This is a genomic window from Geomonas anaerohicana (genome assembly GCF_016458305.1).
Lineage (GTDB): Bacteria > Desulfobacterota > Desulfuromonadia > Geobacterales > Geobacteraceae > Geomonas > Geomonas anaerohicana.
Window position 1 is genome coordinate 41,626 of the sequence record NZ_JAEMHL010000002.1, and the last position, 20,588, is coordinate 62,213.

17 protein-coding genes are annotated in these 20,588 nt (G+C 62.9%); all 17 read left to right on the forward strand.

Annotation, left to right across the window (positions count from 1 at the left end):
- Nucleotides 1-98 precede the first annotated feature (98 nt).
- The gene (locus JFN91_RS03560) at nucleotides 99-983 is read left to right on the forward strand and encodes a polyprenyl synthetase family protein (protein ID WP_199387845.1); all 885 of its coding nucleotides are present in this window, start codon (nucleotides 99-101) and stop codon (nucleotides 981-983) included.
- Nucleotides 984-2,921, forward strand: a complete 1,938-nt coding sequence (gene dxs, locus JFN91_RS03565) for a 1-deoxy-D-xylulose-5-phosphate synthase (protein WP_199387846.1) — start codon at nucleotides 984-986, stop codon at nucleotides 2,919-2,921.
- On the forward strand, nucleotides 2,914-4,143 hold the full coding sequence (locus tag JFN91_RS03570) for a peptidase MA family metallohydrolase (RefSeq protein ID WP_199387847.1): 1,230 nt from the start codon (nucleotides 2,914-2,916) through the stop codon (nucleotides 4,141-4,143). Before dxs ends, JFN91_RS03570 begins: the two co-directional genes overlap by 8 nt.
- A gap of 74 nt (nucleotides 4,144-4,217) precedes the next feature.
- Nucleotides 4,218-4,595: a holo-[acyl-carrier-protein] synthase gene (locus JFN91_RS03575; protein WP_199387848.1), complete on the forward strand. Its 378-nt coding sequence runs from the start codon at nucleotides 4,218-4,220 to the stop codon at nucleotides 4,593-4,595.
- Entirely contained in the window at nucleotides 4,596-6,170 is a 1,575-nt protein-coding gene (locus JFN91_RS03580) for an NAD(P)H-hydrate dehydratase (protein ID WP_199387849.1), read from the forward strand. It begins immediately after the preceding gene.
- Between the two features lie 2 nt (nucleotides 6,171-6,172).
- Nucleotides 6,173-6,622, forward strand: coding sequence for a CBS domain-containing protein (locus JFN91_RS03585; RefSeq protein WP_199387850.1), 450 nt, complete (start codon nucleotides 6,173-6,175; stop codon nucleotides 6,620-6,622).
- 8 nt (nucleotides 6,623-6,630) lie between these two features.
- On the forward strand, nucleotides 6,631-7,092 hold the full coding sequence (gene tsaE, locus JFN91_RS03590) for a tRNA (adenosine(37)-N6)-threonylcarbamoyltransferase complex ATPase subunit type 1 TsaE (protein WP_199387851.1): 462 nt from the start codon (nucleotides 6,631-6,633) through the stop codon (nucleotides 7,090-7,092).
- Nucleotides 7,093-7,368: 276 nt separating this feature from the next.
- Nucleotides 7,369-8,586 carry an aspartate kinase gene (locus tag JFN91_RS03595; RefSeq protein ID WP_199387852.1) on the forward strand — a complete coding sequence of 406 codons (1,218 nt, stop codon included), beginning with the start codon at nucleotides 7,369-7,371 and terminating at the stop codon, nucleotides 8,584-8,586.
- A gap of 224 nt (nucleotides 8,587-8,810) precedes the next feature.
- Nucleotides 8,811-10,397 carry a citramalate synthase gene (gene cimA / locus JFN91_RS03600; protein WP_199387853.1) on the forward strand — a complete coding sequence of 529 codons (1,587 nt, stop codon included), beginning with the start codon at nucleotides 8,811-8,813 and terminating at the stop codon, nucleotides 10,395-10,397.
- Between the two features lie 134 nt (nucleotides 10,398-10,531).
- Nucleotides 10,532-10,951, forward strand: a complete 420-nt coding sequence (locus JFN91_RS22375; RefSeq protein WP_328745618.1) for a ComEA family DNA-binding protein — start codon at nucleotides 10,532-10,534, stop codon at nucleotides 10,949-10,951.
- Nucleotides 10,952-11,615: 664 nt separating this feature from the next.
- On the forward strand, nucleotides 11,616-12,026 hold the full coding sequence (locus tag JFN91_RS03610; RefSeq protein WP_199387855.1) for an RrF2 family transcriptional regulator: 411 nt from the start codon (nucleotides 11,616-11,618) through the stop codon (nucleotides 12,024-12,026).
- Nucleotides 12,027-12,162: 136 nt separating this feature from the next.
- Nucleotides 12,163-13,506: a cytochrome ubiquinol oxidase subunit I gene (locus tag JFN91_RS03615; RefSeq protein ID WP_215907275.1), complete on the forward strand. Its 1,344-nt coding sequence runs from the start codon at nucleotides 12,163-12,165 to the stop codon at nucleotides 13,504-13,506.
- Between the two features lie 9 nt (nucleotides 13,507-13,515).
- Nucleotides 13,516-14,544 (forward strand): cytochrome d ubiquinol oxidase subunit II, encoded by a 1,029-nt coding sequence (gene cydB / locus JFN91_RS03620; protein WP_199387856.1) that lies wholly within the window; start codon nucleotides 13,516-13,518, stop codon nucleotides 14,542-14,544.
- 364 nt (nucleotides 14,545-14,908) lie between these two features.
- A complete protein-coding gene (tig, locus tag JFN91_RS03625) occupies nucleotides 14,909-16,216 on the forward strand; it encodes a trigger factor (RefSeq protein ID WP_199387857.1) in 1,308 nt (435 codons plus the stop codon).
- Between the two features lie 8 nt (nucleotides 16,217-16,224).
- Entirely contained in the window at nucleotides 16,225-16,824 is a 600-nt protein-coding gene (clpP, locus tag JFN91_RS03630) for an ATP-dependent Clp endopeptidase proteolytic subunit ClpP (protein WP_199387858.1), read from the forward strand.
- Nucleotides 16,821-18,074 (forward strand): ATP-dependent Clp protease ATP-binding subunit ClpX, encoded by a 1,254-nt coding sequence (gene clpX / locus JFN91_RS03635; protein ID WP_183348987.1) that lies wholly within the window; start codon nucleotides 16,821-16,823, stop codon nucleotides 18,072-18,074. Before clpP ends, clpX begins: the two co-directional genes overlap by 4 nt.
- A 9-nt stretch (nucleotides 18,075-18,083) precedes the next feature.
- Entirely contained in the window at nucleotides 18,084-20,504 is a 2,421-nt protein-coding gene (lon, locus tag JFN91_RS03640) for an endopeptidase La (protein WP_199387859.1), read from the forward strand.
- Nucleotides 20,505-20,588 lie beyond the last annotated feature (84 nt).

Genomic DNA, 20,588 nt, shown 5'->3' on the forward strand with positions numbered 1-20,588 from the left:
TGGGTGAAGCCGCAGGGTTACGGCAATGATGGCACCTTCCCCCACCCCCTAACCCCCTCCCGCAAGGGGAGGGGGATCTCGACTACAAGGAATCTCGCATGGATCTTAAGGAATACCTGAAGCAGAAGTGCCAGTTGGTCGACCAGGCCCTGGAGCGCTACCTCCCCGATGCCGAGGAACTGCCGGCATCCCTGCACAGCGCCATGCGCTACTCGGTCTTCGCCGGCGGCAAGCGCGTGCGCCCGGTGCTGATGCTGGCGGCCTGCGAGGCGGTCGGCGGCTCCGCGGACGCGGTGATGCCCGCGGCCTGCGCCATGGAGATGATCCACACCTACTCGCTGATCCATGACGACCTGCCCGCCATGGACAACGACGACTTCCGCAGGGGCAACCCGACCAACCATAAAGTATATGGTGAGGCGACCGCCATCCTGGCCGGCGACGCCCTCCTGACCGAGGCCTTCATCCTGCTCTCCAACGGCACCGGCGGGGATCCCGCGGCACGGCTCAAGGTAATCCAGGAGATCGCCGTCGCCTCCGGCTCGCGCGGCATGGTGGGCGGGCAGGTGGTCGACATGGAAAGCGAAGGGCGCCACGACGTCGACCTCGCCACGCTCTCCTACATCCACACCCACAAGACCGGCGCGCTGATCCGCGCCTCGGTGCGCTGCGGCGCCATCCTGGCAGCGGCGAGCGAGGAGCAGTTCAAATCGCTGACCCGTTACGCCGATGCCATCGGCCTTGCCTTCCAGATCGCCGACGACATCCTCGACGTCGAGGGGACCACGGAGGAACTGGGCAAGGACGCCGGCAGCGACCAGGCTAGGGGCAAGGCGACCTATCCCGCCTTGATGGGGCTGGAGGCTTCCAAGGCCCGCGCCCACGAGCTGGTAGAGATCGCCCTGGACGCGCTCTCGTCATTCGACGAGGGGGCCGAACCTCTGCGCGCCATCGCCTCGTACATCGTGAAAAGGAAATCGTAAATGCCCAGCATCCTTGACGGCATCACCGACCCGAGTCAACTGAAGTCGCTCTCGTTGCGCGAGCTGGAGACGCTCGCCGAAGAACTGCGCGCGCGCATCATCGACACCTGCGCCGCCAACGGCGGCCACGTGGCACCGAGTCTCGGCGTGGTGGAACTTACCATCGCGCTGCACCGGGTCTTTGATTCCCCCAAGGACAAGATCGTCTGGGATGTGGGGCACCAGGCCTACGCCCACAAACTTTTGACCGGCAGGAAGGAGCGCTTCGGCACCCTGCGCACCCAGGGCGGCATCAGCGGCTTCCCCAAGCGGGCCGAGTCGCCGCATGACTGCTTCGACGTCGGACACTCCTCCACCTCCATCTCCGCCGGCGTCGGCTTTGCCGTGGGGCGCGACCTGAAAAAGGCGCGCAATAAGGTGCTGGCGGTGATCGGCGACGGCGCCATGACCGGCGGCCTCGCCTTCGAAGGTCTGAACCACGCCGGTGAGCTGAACAAGGACCTGGTGGTGATCCTGAACGACAACGAGATGTCCATCTCGGAAAACGTCGGCGCCCTCTCCAACCTCCTCTCCCGCACCATCACCAGCGAATACGTGCATCGCGCCAAGAAGGACCTGGAGGCCTTCCTGGAGGGGCTCCCCATGTTCGGCAGATCGGTGCTGAAGATCGCCAAGCGGGCCGAGGAGTCGCTGAAGACCCTGTTCACCCCGGGGATGCTCTTCGAGGCCTTCGGTTTCGAGTACATCGGCCCCATCGACGGACACGACATCCCGAAACTTTTGGAGACGCTGGAGAACGTGAAGCGTTTCGACGACGCGGTGCTGATCCACGTGCTGACCAGGAAAGGGAAGGGGTATCCCCCCGCGGAGGCGAACCCGTCGCTGTTCCACGGCGTCGGTCCCTTCGACGTCAAGACGGGCAAGGTCCACAAGGGTAAGGGAGGCGCCGCCTCCTATACCGGCGTCTTCGGCCAGACCATCAAGCGGCTGGCCCAGGAGGACGAGCGCATCGTCGCCATCACCGCCGCCATGCCGGACGGCACCGGTCTCACCCCCTTCGCCAAGGAATTCCCCGAGCGCTTCTTCGACGTGGGTATCGCGGAGCAGCACGCCGTCACCTTTGCCGCGGGGCTTGCCGCCCAAGGTTTCAAGCCGGTGGTTGCGCTGTACTCCTCGTTCCTGCAGCGCGGTTTCGACCAGCTCTGCCACGACGTCTGCCTGCAGGATCTCCCCGTAGTTTTCGCCATCGACCGTGCCGGCGTGGTCGGCAGCGACGGCCCCACCCACCATGGCGTCTTCGACCTCTCTTATCTGCGCGCCGTCCCCGGTCTTACCATAATGGCACCCAAGGACGAAAACGAGCTGCAGCACATGCTGCTCACTGCGCTTTCCCTTGATGGCCCGGCGGCCCTGCGCTACCCGCGCGGCAACGGCCTCGGCGTCCCGATGGAGCAGATCCTCACCCCGCTGGCCATCGGCAAAGGGGAGAGGTTGAAGGACGGCAAGGACGGCGCCATCCTCGCGGTCGGCACCATGGTCGAGCCGGCCCGGCAGGCTGCGGTCGCCCTCGCCGAAGAAGGGATCGAGGTTGCCGTCATGAACGCCCGCTTCGTCAAGCCGCTCGACACAGAACTGATCATCGAACTGGCCCGGACCGGCCTCCTGGTCACGGTGGAAGACAACGTGGTCCAGGGCGGCTTCGGCACCGCCATACTGGAACACCTCGAAGAACACGAGGTGACCGGGGTGCGGGTGGTGCGCCTGGGCTACCCCGACGCTTTCGTGGAGCAGGGGGAGCAGGCCGACCTGAAGGCCGCCTACGGTCTCGACGCCGCCGGTATCGCCCGCTCGGTCCGCGAGGCCTGCCAGGGACGCCGCACAGCCGCGCCGGCCAAACGGTCCGAACAGCCGGCCGTCCCGGAACAGCCGCATGCTTGATCGCACGCTGCTGCTCGCCCTGCTGTTTTGCGCGGGCACCGCTCTCGCCGCCGATCCTGTCACCTATGGCACCAAGGCCCAGCAACTGATCTCCAAGGGGGACTTCGTCCAGGCGCTCGAAGAGCTGAAGGCGGCGACCTCGCGCTTTCCCTACGATCTCGAGCTCAAGCACCAACTCGCCTTCACCTACAGCGAACTTGCCAAGCGCGACCTGCAGGCCGGCCGTTACGCCCAAGCCGGTGAAAACTTCAAACAGGCCCATGAACTGATACCCGACAGCAAAGAGCTCGCCCTCATGCGCGGCATCGCCTTGTACCTCAACAAGGATTACTCCGTGGCGCGGGATGAGCTGATCCAGGCGGGTGAGGGGAGCGAGTCGCTGGTCTACCAGGGGAAGATCAGCTACGACACCGGCGACCTTCCCGGCGCACTGGAGTTGTGGCGCCGCGCCAAGGAGCTGGACCCCGCCAACAAGGTGCTGGCCACCCTGATCGAGAAGGCCGAGCGCGAGCTGCCGGTGGAATCCCGGATGGACAAGGGGTACAGCTCCATGTTCGACTTGGGCTTCGACGCCGAGCTTCCCCCCGGTCTCTCCGCCGAGGTGCTGGACGCGCTGGAAAGCGCCTACAACGCGGTCGGCGCCGACTTGGGCGTTTTTCCGACCACCCGCATCCCGGTGCTCCTCTACACCAGGAAGGATTACAGCAGCGTCACTGCCGGGCCGGACTGGTCCGGCGGGCTCTACGACGGCAAGATCCGCCTCCCGGTAGGCGGCATCACCAAGCTCACGCCGCAACTGCGCGCCATCATCTTTCACGAGTTCACCCATGTCCTGGTTGCCGAACTTACCCGCGGCAACGTCCCCACCTGGTTTAACGAGGGGCTGGCCGAGATCGAGGGGCGCAAGGAGTACGTCCCCCGGGTCCCGGAAGTGCGTGGTAACCACCTGATCCCTATGGCCACTCTGACCAAGGGCTTCACCGGCATGGCGGGCACCGAGGCAGGACTGGCGTATCAGCAGAGCTACCTGATGACCCGCTTCATGGCGGACCGCTACGGCTGGTACGCCGTGCAGCAGGTCCTCAAGTACCTGGGGCAGGGGAACAACATGGACGCTGCGGTCGCCAAGGCACTGTCGGATTACTCGCTGGACCTGAACGGGGTGGTACGCGAATGGCGCGAGTCGCTGCCCGGTTCTGGTACAGGCGACGCGGCGCAGTGAGTGGTATAGTATCAGTAGGAGCGGCGTATCTGACAGACCGGCGCCAATCCTGAGCAACAACACGGGAGTCTTTCTTGATTTACGGTACCGGCGTTGACATTGTGGAGATTGCGCGCTTCGAGAAGTTCCTGAAGCAGGGCAACGATGCCTTGTTTCAGCGCATCTTCACGCGCGGCGAGATAGATTACTGTTCGACGAAAAAGTTTTCGGCACAGCACTATGCCCTGCGTTTCGCAGCCAAGGAGTCCTTCCTGAAGGCGCTGGGCACCGGGCTGCGCGACGGCCTTTCCTGGCAGGACATGGAGGTGGTCAACGACTCCCTCGGCAAGCCGGCATTGCGTCTGGGGGGGCGGGCCGAAGAGCTGTTCCGGGAGGCGGGACTTTGCTCCTGTTTCCTGTCGCTATCGCACGACGCCGGTTGCGCCGTGGCCATGGTGGTACTGGAGCGTTAGATGAAGGTCGTGAGCGGACAGGTCATGCAGCTTATGGATCGGCGGGCCATCGGCGAGTTCGGCGTGCCGGGGCTGGAGCTCATGGAACGTGCCGGGCGCGGCTGCGCCGACGTCATCGAGGAGGCTTTCGGCGAGGGTGAGGCGCGGCGCGCCGTCATCGTGGCGGGAAAAGGAAATAACGGCGGCGACGGCTTCGTGATTTCCCGGCTGCTCGCGGAGTGCGGCTGGGAAGCGCCGGTACTGCTTTTGGCCGCGTCGGAGGCTGTGGCCGGGGACGCGGCGGCCAACCTGGCTCGCCTGGATCGTGCGACGGTGCAGAGCATGCCGCAGGGGCTGGCCGGGGCAGAGGAGCTGCTTAAAGACGCGACCGTGATCGTGGACGCCCTGCTTGGCACCGGCATGAACAGCGAGGTGACCGGGGTTTATGCTGAGGCGATCGAGATGATCAACGCGGCCGGGGTGCCCGTGGTTTCCGTCGACATCCCCTCCGGCGTCGACGCCGCCACCGGTAAGGTGCTGGGGCGCGCGGTGCGCGCCGACATCACGGTCACCTTCGCCCTGGCGAAGCTGGGCAACGTGCTTTACCCGGGCGCCGACCTGTGCGGACGCCTGGTGGTGGCCGACATCGGCATGCCGGACAAGGTCGTCGCCGAGGCGGAGGGCGCGCAGTATGTCGACCTTGCCTGCGCGGCCGACCTCTTCCGTCCCCGCAGCGTCACCGCGCACAAGGGGAGCGGCGGTCACTGCCTCATCGTCGCCGGCAGTACCGGCAAGACCGGCGCCGCGGCCATGGCGGCAAACAGCGCACAGCGCGCCGGGGCGGGGCTGGTGACCCTGGCCGTGCCGGCCGCCCTGAACCCGATGCTGGAACAAAAGACCACCGAGGCCATGACCATTCCGGTCGGGCCGGAACAAACCGGCTACCTGAGGGCGGGATCCCTGGCCGAGGTCCTCGCCGCCGCAGCGATCCGCGACGTGGTCGCGCTGGGGCCAGGCATAGGCACCGCCCCCTCTACGATTTACCTGGTGCATTCGCTTCTGCCCGCGCTCGACAAGCCGCTGGTGCTGGACGCGGACGGACTGAACGCCGTGGCGCTGCAGCCGGAACTCTTGTTGGCCAGGAAGGACCGCATCACCGTGCTCACCCCGCATCCGGGGGAGATGGCGCGCCTGGTGGGATGCTCGGTGCCGGAGGTGGAGGCTGATCGCATCGGCTGCGCCCGCGCCTTTGCCGTCAAGTACGGTGTGCACCTGATCCTCAAGGGGGCGCGCAGCATCATCGCGGCGCCGGACGGAAGCATCGCCATCAACGGCAGCGGCAATCCCGGCATGGCCACCGGCGGCATGGGCGACGTCCTGACCGGCGTGGTTGCCGCATTCCTGGGGCAGGGGTATCATCCTTTCGCCGCCTGCCAACTGGGCGCCTTCGTTCACGGCCACGCCGCCGACTTCCTGGTGGAGGCCATGGGCACCCAGGGGATGAGCGCCACCGACGTGCAGGAGATGCTCCCCGTGGCGCTGGCGAACCTGGCCGCGTCCCGAACCACCGCAACGAACCATCAACAGGGAGAATGACCATGATGAAAGCCAAAGAGATCATGACCACAGACGTCATCACCGTGCGCCGCGACACCACCGTCAGGGATCTCGCCAAGCTCTTCGCCGAGCGCCGCATCTCCAGCGTCCCCGTGGTGGACGACGAGGGGCTCCTGATCGGCATCGTCTCGGAAAGCGACCTGATCGAGCAGGACAAGCCGCTGCACATCCCGACTGTCATCTCCATCTTCGACTGGGTCATCTACCTGGAGAGTGACAAGCGCTTCGAGAAGGAATTGCAGAAGATGACCGGCCAGACCGTGGGGGATATCTACTCCGAGGACGTCGCCAGCGTGGCGCCGGAGGCGCCGGTTTCCGACGTCGCCGAGATCATGACCGAGAAGAAGGTCCAGGCCGTCCCCGTCGTGGAAGGGCGCCGCGTGGTCGGCATCATCGGGCGCATCGACATGGTGCGCACCATGATCGCCTAGGCGGCCGGATGTCCTGCGTGTTGAGCAAGAGCCAGGAAGAGACGGTAGCACTGGGAGCGAGGCTGGGGCGGCTGTTGCAGCCGGGGGATTTCGTCGCCCTGGTGGGAGACCTGGGTGCCGGCAAGACCCAGTTCGCGAAGGGGGTCGCGCTCGGGCTGGAGGTGGACCCGGAGACACCGGTGACCAGCCCCACCTACACCATCCTCAACATCTACGACGGGCGCATTCCGCTGTACCATTTCGACCTGTACCGGCTGGAGGGGGCGCACGACGTCGAGGCCTTGGGCTTCGACGAATACTTCTCCGGCGATGGCGCCTGCGTGGTGGAGTGGGCCGAGCGGCTCGAGGAGGATCTCCCCGCTGATCTCCTCACCGTTACCCTGAATCACGCCGGGGCCGACGAGCGCTCCGTCTGTTTCGAGGCCTCCGGGCCGCGTGCGCGGGTCCTTGCCGAAACGGTTCTGGCATAGTGACAGGAACAGCGCCGCTGTCGATTCAAACAGCGGCTTGCGTGGCGCTTCCGATCGGGATCACGGTATCAACCAAACGCCCCTTTCTCTCAACGAGGAGGGGCGTTTTTTTATACTGTAAACAGGACGGCCCCGAAAAATGAAGAAATAGGCTATCTTGGCCGTGATTACTTAAAAAAATGTTTTGACCGTACACGCTAATGTGCTAATAAAGTGGTTCCTACCGCCGGGATTATGCTCCGGGTGGATCAATCAGTAGAGTACAAGGAGGACGGCATGGCTTTGGTGGTCCAAAAGTACGGCGGCACCTCGATGGGGTCCGTCGAACGAATTCGCAACGTCGCCAAGAGGGTGGCAAAAACCTATGACGCCGGCAACGACATGGTGGTGGTTGTCTCCGCCATGGCAGGCGAAACCAACAAGCTGGTCGCGCTTGCCAACGAGGTGTGCGAGTTCCCGGACAACCGCGAATACGACGTGCTTGTCGCGGCGGGGGAGCAGGTCTCCATCGCCCTCTTGGCCATGTGCCTGAAAGCCATGGGGTACAAGGCGAAGTCCTACCTCGGCTTCCAGGTGCCCATCCTTACCGATACCTCTTACAGCAAAGCCAGGATCGAGAGCATCGACGACAAGAAGATGCGCGCCGACCTGAAAGAGGGGACCATCCTGATCGTGGCCGGCTTCCAGGGCGTCGACGAGTCCGGCAGCGTCACCACCCTGGGGCGCGGCGGCTCCGACACCTCGGCGGTAGCCCTCGCCGCGGCCCTGAAGGCCGACGTCTGCGAGATCTTCACCGACGTGGACGGCGTCTACACCACCGATCCCAACATCTGCAAGGACGCCAAGAAGATCGAGCGCATTTCCTACGAGGAGATGCTGGAGCTGGCCAGCCTCGGCGCCAAGGTGCTGCAGATCCGCTCCGTGGAGTTCGCCAGCAAGTACAACGTCGACGTCCACGTCCGCTCGAGTTTCAACGAAAATCTCGGAACCATGGTTACCAAGGAGGATAAAGAAATGGAAGCAGTGCTCGTCTCGGGTATCGCCTACGCCAAGGATGAAGTGAAAATTGCCGTCATGCAGGTACCGGACAAGCCGGGGATCGCCGCCCAGATCCTCTCGCCGCTTTCCGATGCCAACATCTCCGTCGACATGATCGTCCAGAACGTGAGCGAGGCCGGTTCCACCGACTTCACCTTCACCGTGCCCCAGGCCGATTTCAAGAAAGCACTCTCCATCACCAAGGAAACCGCCGAGGCGATCCACGCCAAGGAAGTGCTCTCCGACGAGAACGTGACCAAGGTCTCCATCGTCGGTCTCGGCATGAGGAGCCACGCCGGCGTGGCCACCACCATGTTCCAGGCGCTCGCCAAGGAGGGGATCAACATCCAGATGATCTCCACCTCCGAGATCAAGATCTCCGTCGTGGTCGACGCCAAGTACACCGAACTCGCCGTCCGCGTGCTGCACGACGCCTTCGGCCTGGCCGGGAAGTAAAGAACCCGTTCAACGTTCAACGTTCGACGTTACGAAACGCCCCGGCTTCGGCTCGGGCGTTTCCGTAACGGCGGATGCGGAACTGCGAACGTCAAAAGGGGACAGGCACCTGCGGAGCCAGTCCCCAAGGCGAAAGGGACAGGCAGTACGGAGCCGGTCCCAAACTGACTTTTGAACGTTGAACGTTGAACGTTGAACGTCTTTTGATGAAGTTCGGGGGGGATATGAGCCTGGTGAAACTTTACGATACGACGCTTAGGGACGGAACGCAGGCGGAGGACATCTCTTTCCTGGTAGAGGACAAGATCCGCATCGCGCACAAGCTGGACGAATGCGGCATTCACTACATCGAGGGGGGATGGCCCGGTTCCAACCCTAAGGACGTCGCCTTCTTCAAGGACATCAAGAAGGAGAAGCTTTCCCAGGCGAAAATCGCGGCCTTCGGCTCGACCCGCCGCGCCAAGATCACCCCGGATAAGGACCAGAACCTGCGCACGCTGGTGGACTCCAAGGCCGACGCCGCCACCATCTTCGGCAAGACCTGGGACTTCCACGTGCACGAGGCGCTCAGGATCCCGCTCGAGGAGAACCTGGAGCTGATCTTCGACTCGCTGGAGTTCCTCAAGAAGAACATGCCCGAGGTCTTCTACGACGCCGAGCACTTCTTCGACGGCTACAAGTCCAACCCCGAGTACGCCATCAAGACGCTGCAGGCGGCCCAGCAGGCGGGCGCGGACTGCATCATCCTCTGCGACACCAACGGCGGCTCCATGCCCTACGAAATCGCCGCGATCGTGGACGAGGTGAAAAAGCACATCAAAACACCGCTCGGCATCCACGCCCACAACGACGGCGAGTGCGCGGTGGCCAACTCCATCATCTCCGTGCAACAGGGGATCGTGCACGTGCAGGGGACCATCAACGGCTTCGGCGAGCGCTGCGGCAACGCGAACCTCTGCTCCATCATCCCGGCGCTCAAGGTGAAGATGAAGCGTGACTGCATCTCCGACGCCCAGATGAAGACGCTGCGGGACCTGTCCCGCTACGTCTACGAACTGGCCAACCTGGCGCCCAACAAGCACCAGCCCTACGTCGGCAACTCCGCCTTCGCCCACAAGGGAGGCGTGCACGTCTCGGCGATCCAGCGCCACCCGGAAACCTACGAGCACATGCGGCCGGAACTGGTGGGCAACACCACCCGCGTCCTGGTCTCCGACCTCTCCGGGCGGGCCAACATCCTCGCCAAGGCGACCGAGTTCAACATCAACCTGGACAGCAAGGACCCGGTCACCCTCGAGATCCTGGAAGACATCAAGTCCATGGAGAACCGCGGCTACCAGTTCGAGGGAGCGGAGGCTTCCTTCGAATTGCTGATGAAGCGGGCCCTCGGCACGCACCGCAAGTTCTTCTCCGTGATCGGCTTCCGCGTCATCGACGAGAAGCGCACCGAGGACGACCAGCCCATCTCCGAGGCGACCATCAAGGTCAAGGTCGGCGGCAAGGTCGAGCACACCGCCTCCGAGGGACACGGCCCGGTCAACGCCCTGGACAACGCCCTCAGGAAGGCGCTGGAGAAGTTCTATCCCAAGCTCAAGGACGTGAAACTGCACGACTACAAGGTGCGCGTGCTTCCGGCAGGGCAGGGGACCGCTTCCTCCATCCGCGTCCTCATCGAAAGCGGCGACAAGGAAGGGCGCTGGGGCACCGTCGGCGTCTCCAGCAACGTCATCGAGGCCTCCTACCAGGCTCTCGTGGACGCCATCGAGTTCAAGCTGCATAAAGACGAGGAGACGGCGGCACCGAAGAAATGATGCCCAGGAGCCAGCGACTCACCCTTTGGTGTCTCGCCCTGCTCCTCTCCCTCTCGCTGTACTTTAAAGGCCGCGTTCCCACCCCTACGGGTGAGGGCGCGGCCTTTTCCCGTTATACGGGGCAGGGGATCACGGTGCGCATCGCCGGAAAGGTCGCCCGACCGGGTGTTTACCGCCTGCCGGTTGGCGCTACCGCAGGCACCGCCATTAAAATGACGGTGCATGACGCGGCGGCGCCGGCAAGCGTCAGGGGCCCCGTCACTCGGGTTCTCGCCAGCGGCGATGTGGTGACCGTGGCTCAAGGTGGTAGCGGTAAGTCTTCGATATATTTGTCTAAAATGGGTGCCAAGGAGAGGATGGTCCTCAATATACCGCTGCACCCCGACCTGCTCCAGGAGGAGGAATGGGACCTGCTCCCCGGCATCGGACCGGCACTTTCCCGACGTATCATGGCCGACCGTCAGGAAAATGGCGCTTTTGGTTCCGTGGAGGGGCTGCTGCGGGTGCCGGGGATCGGTGAAGGGACGTTGGCGGCGATTCGTAAGTATTTCTAATGGTCGCTAAGGAGGCCTTTTTGCGATGGTTCCTTCCAAAAGGAGTACTGCTTAGATTACAGTTTGTTTAGATTTCCGATCTTGGCATGTCGCGTGAATTATACGATCCCACATGAAGTTCTTTAATCAACTTTTTGTTGGGAGGTACGGCTTATGAAATGCCCTAAATGCAAAGGTCGGATGTTTGCGGAAAAATATTACGACTTCGTGAGATCTTTCGATGCCTGGAAATGCACCTGCTGTGGAGAGGTGCTCGATCCTACCATCCTTGCCAACAGAGCCAGGAACTTCAACAGCCTCCTGGGCTGATCCCACATCATAAAGACACCAAGGGGGGACGTCTCCGACGCCCCCTCTTTTTGTTACCCCTTCTTTACAGTTTTTGCCATCGCACCGCGCCGCCGTATCGATGCGCCGGATGCGCCGGATGCGCCGGATGCGTGGATGCGTGGATGCGTGGATGCGTGGATGCGTGGATGCGTGGATGCGTGGATGCGTGGATGCGTGGATGCGCCGTCCGTAGCCTGAGCGCACCCGCTTCGCGCACCTTGCCCGAACTGGACCTGCTACCGCCGAGAGAAAGTTTTCCCTCCCATGATTTTGTCTTGACAGGATCAGGGGGGTCGGTTATAAAAGGGATCAAATTGGTCCTAAAGGTGTTTTTATGATGGAACTGACCCGCAAGGGCGAATACGCAATCCGTGGCATCATCTACCTGGCGCAGCAGCCGCCGGGGCGGGTCTCCCTGATCAGCGAGATTGCCGCTGCCGCCGAGGTGCCGCAGACCTTCCTTGCCAAAATCTTCCAGAGCTTCGCCAAACTCGGCCTGGTCACCTCCTCGCGCGGTACCGGCGGTGGCTTCGTGCTGGCGCGTCCGGCGTCCGCCATCACCCTGCGTGAAGTGGTCGAGGCCGTCGAGGGGCCCATTCTCCCCAACCGCTGCCTGCTGGGCAGCGCCTGCGACAGGGGAGGCCCTTGCCGCGTTCATGCCGTTTGGAAACAGGTGCAGACCGAAGTGGTCCATATTCTGGACGGTGTCACTATCGATACCCTGGCGCGGAACCCCGAGTCCTGAGCCGTAGCGTGTAAAAAATTTTTGTCTACAATTAAGATAAAGAAGGTCCTGTTGGTCTTTTGTGACCGCTAATATCAAGTAAGGCTGGGAAACGGCCCAAGGGCCAAACTGTTCATTTTTATCTAAGGAGCGAATCATGGATGTACTAACCCTGAGCAGGCTGCAGTTTGCCATCACCAGCATGTTCCACTTCATTTTCGTCCCCCTCACCCTGGGATTGTCGGTCCTGGTAGCGATGATGGAGACCCGCTACGTGCTGACCGGCAACGAGATGTACAAGAGGATGACGAAGTTCTGGGGCAAGCTGTTCCTGATCAACTTCGCCCTCGGCGTGGTGACCGGGATTACCATGGAGTTCCAGTTCGGCATGAACTGGGCCGAGTACTCGCGCTACGTCGGCGACATCTTCGGGGCGCCGCTGGCCATCGAGGCCACCGTGGCCTTCTTCATGGAAAGCGTGTTCATCGGGGTCTGGGCCTTTGGCTGGGAGAAGGTGGGCAAAAGGTTCCACGCGGTCTCCATCTGGCTGGTGGCGCTGGCGACCAACCTCTCCGGGCTCTGGATCCTCCTGGCCAACGGCTGGATGCAGCACCCGGTGGGCTACGTGCTCAGAAACGGCCGCGCCGAGATGGTGGACTTCATGGCGCTCATCACCAACCCCTTCGGCCTGCTGAAATTCGGGCACCAGATCGTGTCCGGTTACACCGTGGCCGGCTTCTTCGTAATGGGGATCTCCGCCTACCACCTGCTCAAGGCGCGCAACCGCGAGTTCTTCAAGGCCTCCTTCGGTATGGCCGCCGTCTTCGCCCTGGCCGCCTCCATAATGGTCGGCGTCATCGGCGACTTCCACGCGGCCGACGTCGCCAAGACCCAGCCCGCCAAGTTCGCCGCCATGGAGGCGGTCTGGAATTCCTGTAACAACGCTCCCATGCACCTGATCGCCTTCCCGGACGAGAAGAACGAGTGCAACCTGGTCACCGCGCTCCCGGTGCCGGGCCTGCTGAGCTTCCTCGCCTTCCACGACACCAACGCCCAGATCCGCGGCATCACCTCCTTCCCCAAGGACGAGCGTCCGCCGGTACTCCCGGTATTCCTGAGCTTCCGCCTGATGGTCGGTCTGGGCACCCTGTTCATCCTGCTGTCGGCTGCGGGGCTGTTCCTGTCCAAGAACGGCCTGCTGGAGAAGTACCCCCTGTTCCTGAAGCTTTTGGTGCTCTGCATCCCGCTCCCCTACATCGCCAACCAGCTTGGCTGGATCGTTTCCGAGGTGGGGCGTCAGCCCTGGATCGTCTACGGCATCATGAAGACTTCGGACGCGGTTTCCAAGTCCCTGGAGATGTCGCAGGTGATCGGCTCGCTTTTGGGCTTCACGCTGCTCTACGGCCTTTTGGGCTTCGTGGATATCTACCTGTTGGCCAAATTCGCCCGCAAAGGGCCTGAAGAAACTCACGTCGGCGCTAGCAACGCCTTCAGAAACTAGGGGGGGACAATGGATCTGCATATCGTATGGTTTGTACTTTGGGGCGTTCTGTGGGCGGTCTATTTCATGCTGGACGGCTTCGTGCTGGGGGCGGGGATGCTGCACCGCGTGCTGGGCAGGACCGACCTGGAGCGGCGCGTCGTCATCAACAGTTTCGGGCCGGTATGGGACGGCAACGAGGTCTGGCTGATCACCGCCGGCGGCGCCACCTTCGCCGCCTTCCCGACCACCTACGCGCTCATGTTCAGCTACCTGTACACGCCGCTTCTGCTGCTGCTCTTCGCACTCATCGTGCGCGGTGTCTCCTTCGAGTTCCGCAGCAAGGAAGAGGGCGCCACCTGGCGCGGCTGCTGGGACTGGGCCATCGTCCTGTCGAGCTTCGTGCCGGCGCTCCTCTTCGGGGTCGCCTTCGGCAACATCTTCGCGGGCCTGCCCATGGACAAGGCCGGTTACCACGGCTCCCTCATCGCCCTTTTGAACCCCTACGGCATCGTGAGCGGCCTGCTCTTCGTGATGCTGTTCCTGGAGCACGGCGCCCTCTACGTCGCGGTGAAGAGCACCGGCGGCCTGAGCCGGCGCGCCGAGTCCCTGGCCCGCACCCTCTGGGTCCCGCTCCTCGTGGTGGCGGTCGCCTTCCTGGGCTACACCAACTTCGCGACCAAGCTCTATGACAATTATTTGAAGGCCCCGGTCCTCCTGGTGGCGCCGCTTGTTGCCGTGGCGGCCCTGGTCGGTGTGCGCCTGCTGCTGGGCGCCGGCAACACCCTGGCCGCCTTCGCCGCCTCCTGCGTCACCATCCTGGGCGTGGTCGGGACCGGGGTGATCGGGCTGTTCCCCAACCTGATCCCGTCCAGCATGGACGCCCTGTCCAGCCTCACCATCTACAACAGCTCCTCCTCGGAGTACACGCTGCAGATCATGACCGGGGTGGCCTTCACCTTCGTGCCGGTGGTGATCCTGTACAAGATCTGGGTGTACCGGCTCTTCCGGGGAACGGTTACCGCCGAGGCGGTGGCCGCCGACCACGAGGCCTACTAGCCTGCTTTTGCCTGCCGCCGCCCCCCATCCGGGGGGCGGCTTTTTCGTGCTCCGGCGCCCGGTTCCGGGGCGATCAAACCACGGCACGTGTTGCGGCGAAGTGCCGCCGTGGACGGCCCTTCGGGGCCGTAAGCGTTTAAAGCGAAACCAATTCTATATTGACAAGTTCCCTTCCTCTTTGCTACTTTACCCTCTTGTCGCGCGCCCTAAGCGAACAGCGCCGGTGCCAAAGCCCTTCCCGGGAGGCAGCTTTTCTAGCGGATGCCCCGACAGACCCGTCACCACAACCCCCGCCCAGACAATCATGCACGAGGCCTTACGGCAGAGAGCCTGCCATATAAAGTGAACAAAGAGAGGATTTTCCATGCAGATTAGTGTTGAAACGGTCAACAGCATCAAGAAAAAGTTGAACTTCGAAATCCCGGCGGACAAAGTTTCTGCTGAAGTTGACAAGGCCTATGCCGAAATAAGAAAGCATGCCGCGATAAAAGGGTTCCGTAAGGGCAAGGTCCCGATGAGCCTGATCGAGAAACACTACGGCGAGAAGATGGCTGAGGACGTGGTCAAGAACCTGGTTCACGAGAGCTACTTCAAGGCTGTCGAGGAAAAGGGGCTGAACCCGGTATCCTACCCGGTGATCGAAAGCGATCTGCTCAAGAAGGGCGAACCGTTCAAGTACTCGGCAGTGATCGAAGTATTCCCGGAAGTCGAACTGAAGGAATACCTCGGCCTCGAGGTTGAGAAGGAGCAGCTGGTGCTCGACCCCGCAGCGGTCGATGCCCGCCTCAAGGAGATGCAGGAGCGCATGGCGCAGTTGGCACCGGCTCCGGAAGGCCACGCCGCTGCCCTGGGCGATTTCGTCACCTTCGACTTCAAGGGTTCCATCGAAGGCGTTCCCTTCGAGGGGGGTGCCGCCGAGGACTTCCAGCTCGAGCTGGGTTCCGGCCGCTTCATCCCGGGCTTCGAGGACCAGATGGTCGGCATGACCGTCGGGACCAACAGCACCATCAAGGTGACCTTCCCGGAAGGTTACGGCTCCGCGGAGCTGGCCGGCAAGCCGGCGGACTTCGAGATCACGGTGAAAGAAATCAAGGTCAAGGAGCTCCCCGAGCTGAACGACGACTTCGCCAAGGAGTTCGGCGAGGAGTTCGAGACCCTCGACCTGCTGAAGGCCAAACTGGCCGAGATCAACCAGGCCCAGGAAGAGTCCCGCATCAACCACGACCTGCGTGAGAACGTCTTCAAGGCGCTCATCGAGAAGAACCCGGTCGAGGTCCCCGAGGCCCTGGTCGATCGCCAGGTGACCATGATGCTGGAGAACACCAAGCAGCGCCTCGCGTCGCAGAGGATGTCCCTGGAGATGATGGGGATGACCGACGAGAGCTACAAGACCCAGTTCCGTGACGCCGCCCGCGACCAGGTCAAGGGTTCCGTCATCGTCGACGCCGTGGCCGAGAAGGAGTCGGTCGTGGTGACCGAGGAGGAGTTCCAGGCGCAGCTGGGCCAGATCTCCGCCCAGACCGGCCAGCCGCTGGAGAAGGTGGCGCAGCTGTACAAGACCAACGAGCGGGCCAAGGACAGCCTGATGGCCCAGATGAGGGAAGACAAGGCGGTGCAGTTCATCACCGAGCGCGCCAAGGTGACCGAGGTTCCCAAGGCGGAAAGCAAATAGGAGATTCCATGCTGGTACCGATAGTAGTGGAGCAGACTGGCCGGGGCGAGAGGTCGTACGACATCTATTCGCGCCTTCTGAAGGACAGGATCATCTTCCTGGGTGGCGGCATCGACGACAACGTCGCCAACCTGGTGATCGCGCAGCTCCTCTTCCTGGAGGCCGAGGATCCCGACAAGGACATCCATCTCTACATCAACTCCCCCGGCGGTGTGGTCACCGCCGGGATGGCGATCTACGACACCATGCGCTACATCAAGGCGCCGGTGTCGACCATCTGCATCGGGCAGGCGGCCTCCATGGGCGCCTTCCTGCTGTCGGGCGGTGAGAAAGGGAAGCGCTTCTCCCTGGCCAACTCGCGCATCATGATCCACCAGCCGCTGGGAGGTTTCCAGGGGCAGGCGACGGACATCCACATCCACGCCAAGGAGATCCTGCGCATGAAGGACCAGCTCAATGAACTTCTGGCTGAGCATACCGGTCAGAACGTAGAAAAAGTGGCTGCCGATACAGAGCGCGACTATTTTATGTCGGGCGAAGAGGCAAAGACATATGGTATTATAGATGCCATTGTGACTAGAAACGTTGTCACCGGAGGTGCCAATTGAGCAGAAGAGATGACCGTTCCGATACGCTGATCTGTTCCTTTTGCGGGAAGAGCCAGGAAGAGGTGAAGAAGCTTATTGCGGGGCCTACGGTCTACATCTGCGACGAGTGCATCGAACTTTGCAACGACATCATCGCGGAGGAGTCCAAGCTTGAAGACACCTCCGGCCCGGACGTCCGCAAGCTCCCCAAGCCGCAGGAGATCAAGGAAGTCCTGGATGAGTACGTCATCGGGCAGGCCCGCGCCAAGAAGGTTCTGGCCGTCGCGGTGTACAACCACTACAAGCGCGTCGAGGCGCCGACCAAGCCGGGCGACGTCGAGATGCAGAAGAGCAACATCCTGCTTTTGGGCCCCACCGGCTCGGGCAAGACGCTGCTGGCCCAGACCCTGGCCCGCATCCTCAAGGTGCCGTTCGCCATGGCGGACGCCACCAACCTCACCGAGGCGGGCTACGTGGGCGAGGACGTCGAGAACATCATCCTGACCCTCCTTCAGGCCGCCGATTACGACGTGGAGAAGGCGCAGAAGGGGATCATCTACATCGACGAGATCGACAAGATCGCCAGGAAGTCCGATTCCCCGTCCATCACCCGCGACGTTTCCGGTGAAGGGGTGCAGCAGGCGCTCTTGAAGATCATCGAGGGGACCATCGCCAGCGTACCGCCCAAGGGGGGCCGCAAGCACCCGCAGCAGGAGTTCCTGAAGGTGGACACCACCAACATCCTCTTCATCTGCGGCGGCGCCTTCCCGGGCCTGGACAACATCATCCAGCAGAGGATCGGCGTGAAGACCCTGGGCTTCGGGGCCGACGTCAAGAAGAAGGTCGAGAAGAAGGCCGGCGAGCTGCTGGCCGGCGTCACCCCCGAGGACCTGTTGAAGTTCGGGTTCATCCCCGAGTTCGTGGGCCGTCTCCCCATGCTCGCCTCGCTGTCCGAGCTGGACGAGGAGGCCATGGTGCAGATCCTCAAGGAGCCCAAGAACGCACTGATCAAGCAGTACCAGAAGCTGTTCGAGATGGAGCACGTGAAGCTGAAGTTCACCGACGGCTCCCTGATCGCCATCGCCCGCGAAGCGCTCAAGAGAAAGACCGGCGCCCGCGGCCTGCGTTCCATCCTGGAGAACGCGATGCTCGACATCATGTACGAGATCCCGTCCCAGAGCATGGTCAAAGAGGTGGTCATCAGCGAAGAGGTGATCTACAGCAAGGAAAAACCGATCATCGTCTATGAGAACGTGGCGGAAAGCGCCTAACAGGGACATATGACTGAAGAAACCAGCAGCAGACGTAAGAAGAGAGGGAATCCGGAAAGGTTCCCTCTCTTTCCTTTACGGGACATCGTGATCTTCCCGCACATGGTGATACCTCTGTTCGTGGGGCGTGAGAAGTCGGTGCTCGCCCTCGAGGCCGCCATGGCCCAGAACGACAAGCTGATCCTGCTTGCCACCCAGAAAAACGCCAAGACCGAGGACCCGGAGCCGGGCGACATCTACACGGTGGGTACGCTGTGCCAGGTGATCCAGCTTTTGAAGCTCCCCGACGGCACCGTCAAGGTGCTGGTGGAAGGGAAACGGCGCGGTTCCATCGTCTCCTTCAGCGACCGGAGCGACTACTTCGAGGTCGAGGTGGAGACCCTCACCGAGAAGAACGCCAACGTGACCGAGGTCGAGGCGCTGAAGCGCGGCGTGCTCGCTTCCTTCGAGAACTACGTGGAGCTGAACAGTTCGGTGCCGGCCGAGATCCTGCAGTCGGTGCAGGGTATCGCCGACGCCTCGCGCATGGCCGACACCATCGCCCCGCACCTGAACCTGAAGGTGGCGCAGAAGCAGGAACTGTTGGCCGCGGTGCAGCCGGCGCGGCGCATGGAGCGCCTGTTGTCGCTCATGGGCGCCGAGATCGAGATCCTGCAGATCGAGAAGAAGATCCATGCCCGGGTCAAGAAGCAGATGGAGAAGACCCAGAAGGATTACTACCTGAACGAGCAGATCCGCGCCATCCAGAAGGAGCTTGGGGGCAAGGACGAGTTCAAGCAGGAACTCAGGGGGCTGGAGGCGAAGGCCGCCAAGCTGCCGCTGTCTGCCGAAGCCAAGCAGAAGGTGCAGGCCGAGATCAAGAAGCTGAAGTTCATGTCCCCCATGTCCGCCGAGGCGGCCGTGGTGAGAAACTACGTGGACTGGCTGCTGGCACTCCCCTGGGGCGCCTACGCCGACGAAAAACGCGACATCCAGCAGGCGCGCGCCCGCCTGGACGGCGACCACTATGGCCTCGAGAAGGTGAAGCTGAGGATCCTCGAGTTCCTGGCGGTGAACGCGCTCGCGCCGGGCATGAAGGGGCCCATCCTCTGCCTGGTCGGCCCCCCCGGTGTGGGCAAGACTTCGCTGGCGCGCTCGGTGGCCAAGGCGACCGGCCGCGACTTCGTCAAGATCTCGCTGGGCGGGGTGCGCGACGAGGCCGAGATCCGCGGGCACCGGCGCACCTACGTGGGGGCGATGCCGGGGCGCATCATCCAGTCGCTCAAGAAGTGCGGCTCCTCGAACCCCGTGTTCCTCCTGGACGAGATCGACAAGATGAGTTCCGACTTCCGCGGCGACCCCGCCTCGGCGCTCCTCGAGGTGCTCGATCCGGAGCAGAACGCCTGCTTCAACGACCACTTCCTCGACCTCGACTACGACCTGTCCAAGGTGATGTTCATCACCACGGCCAACTCCAGCCACTCCATCCCGCGCCCGCTGCTGGACCGCATGGAGGTGGTGCGGCTGGACGGCTACACCGAGCACGAGAAGCTCGCCATCGCCCGCCAGTACCTGATCCCGAAACAGGCCGAGGCCAACGGGCTTGCGGGGAAGGGAATCAGCTTCACCGACGCCGCCCTTCTGGAACTGGTGCGCCGCTACACCCGCGAGGCGGGGGTGCGCAACCTGGAGCGCGAGATCGGCTCCATCTGCCGCAAGATCGCCTTCGCCGTTGCCGAGGGGGGCAAGCTGCGCCGCACCGTCCAGCCCAAGCAGATTGCCGGCTACCTGGGACCCGCCCGCTACAAGTACGGTGAGATCGGGCAGGAGGACGCCATCGGCCTCGTCACCGGTCTGGCCTGGACCGAGGTGGGGGGGGAACTGCTCAACATCGAGGTGGTCTCGCTGCCCGGCAAGGGAAAGCTGACCGTGACCGGGAAGCTGGGCGAGGTGATGCAGGAGTCGGCGCAGGCGGCCATGACCTACGTCCGTTCCCGCGGCGAGCTTTTGGGCTTCGCCAAGGACTTCTACCAGCATCTCGACATCCATATCCACGTCCCGGAAGGGGCGATACCCAAGGACGGCCCCTCGGCCGGTATCGCCATGGCCTGCGCGCTCACCTCGGCGCTGACCAGGAGGCCGGTGCGCCGCGACATCGCCATGACCGGCGAGGTGACCCTGCGCGGCACCGTGCTCCCCATCGGCGGACTGAAGGAGAAACTCTTGGCGGCAGGGCGGGGCGGCATCCGTACCGTCTTGATCCCCAAGGAGAACGAAAAGGACCTGGCCGAGGTGCCCAAAGAGATCCTGGCCGGGCTCACCGTGCACCCGGTGGCGCACATGGACGAGGTGCTCGGCCACGCGCTGCTGGCACCGGTCGGCCTCCCTGCAGCCGCTCTGTATGCGGATGCAGCTCAAGCGGCGGGTGACACCCCGGTTGTGCCGCACTAGAAAAAAAATTAGAAAAAGGGTTGACAGTCGGAACGAGCCTCTGGTATATACTCATTTCACTTTGCGATGCACCCCTAGGAGGAG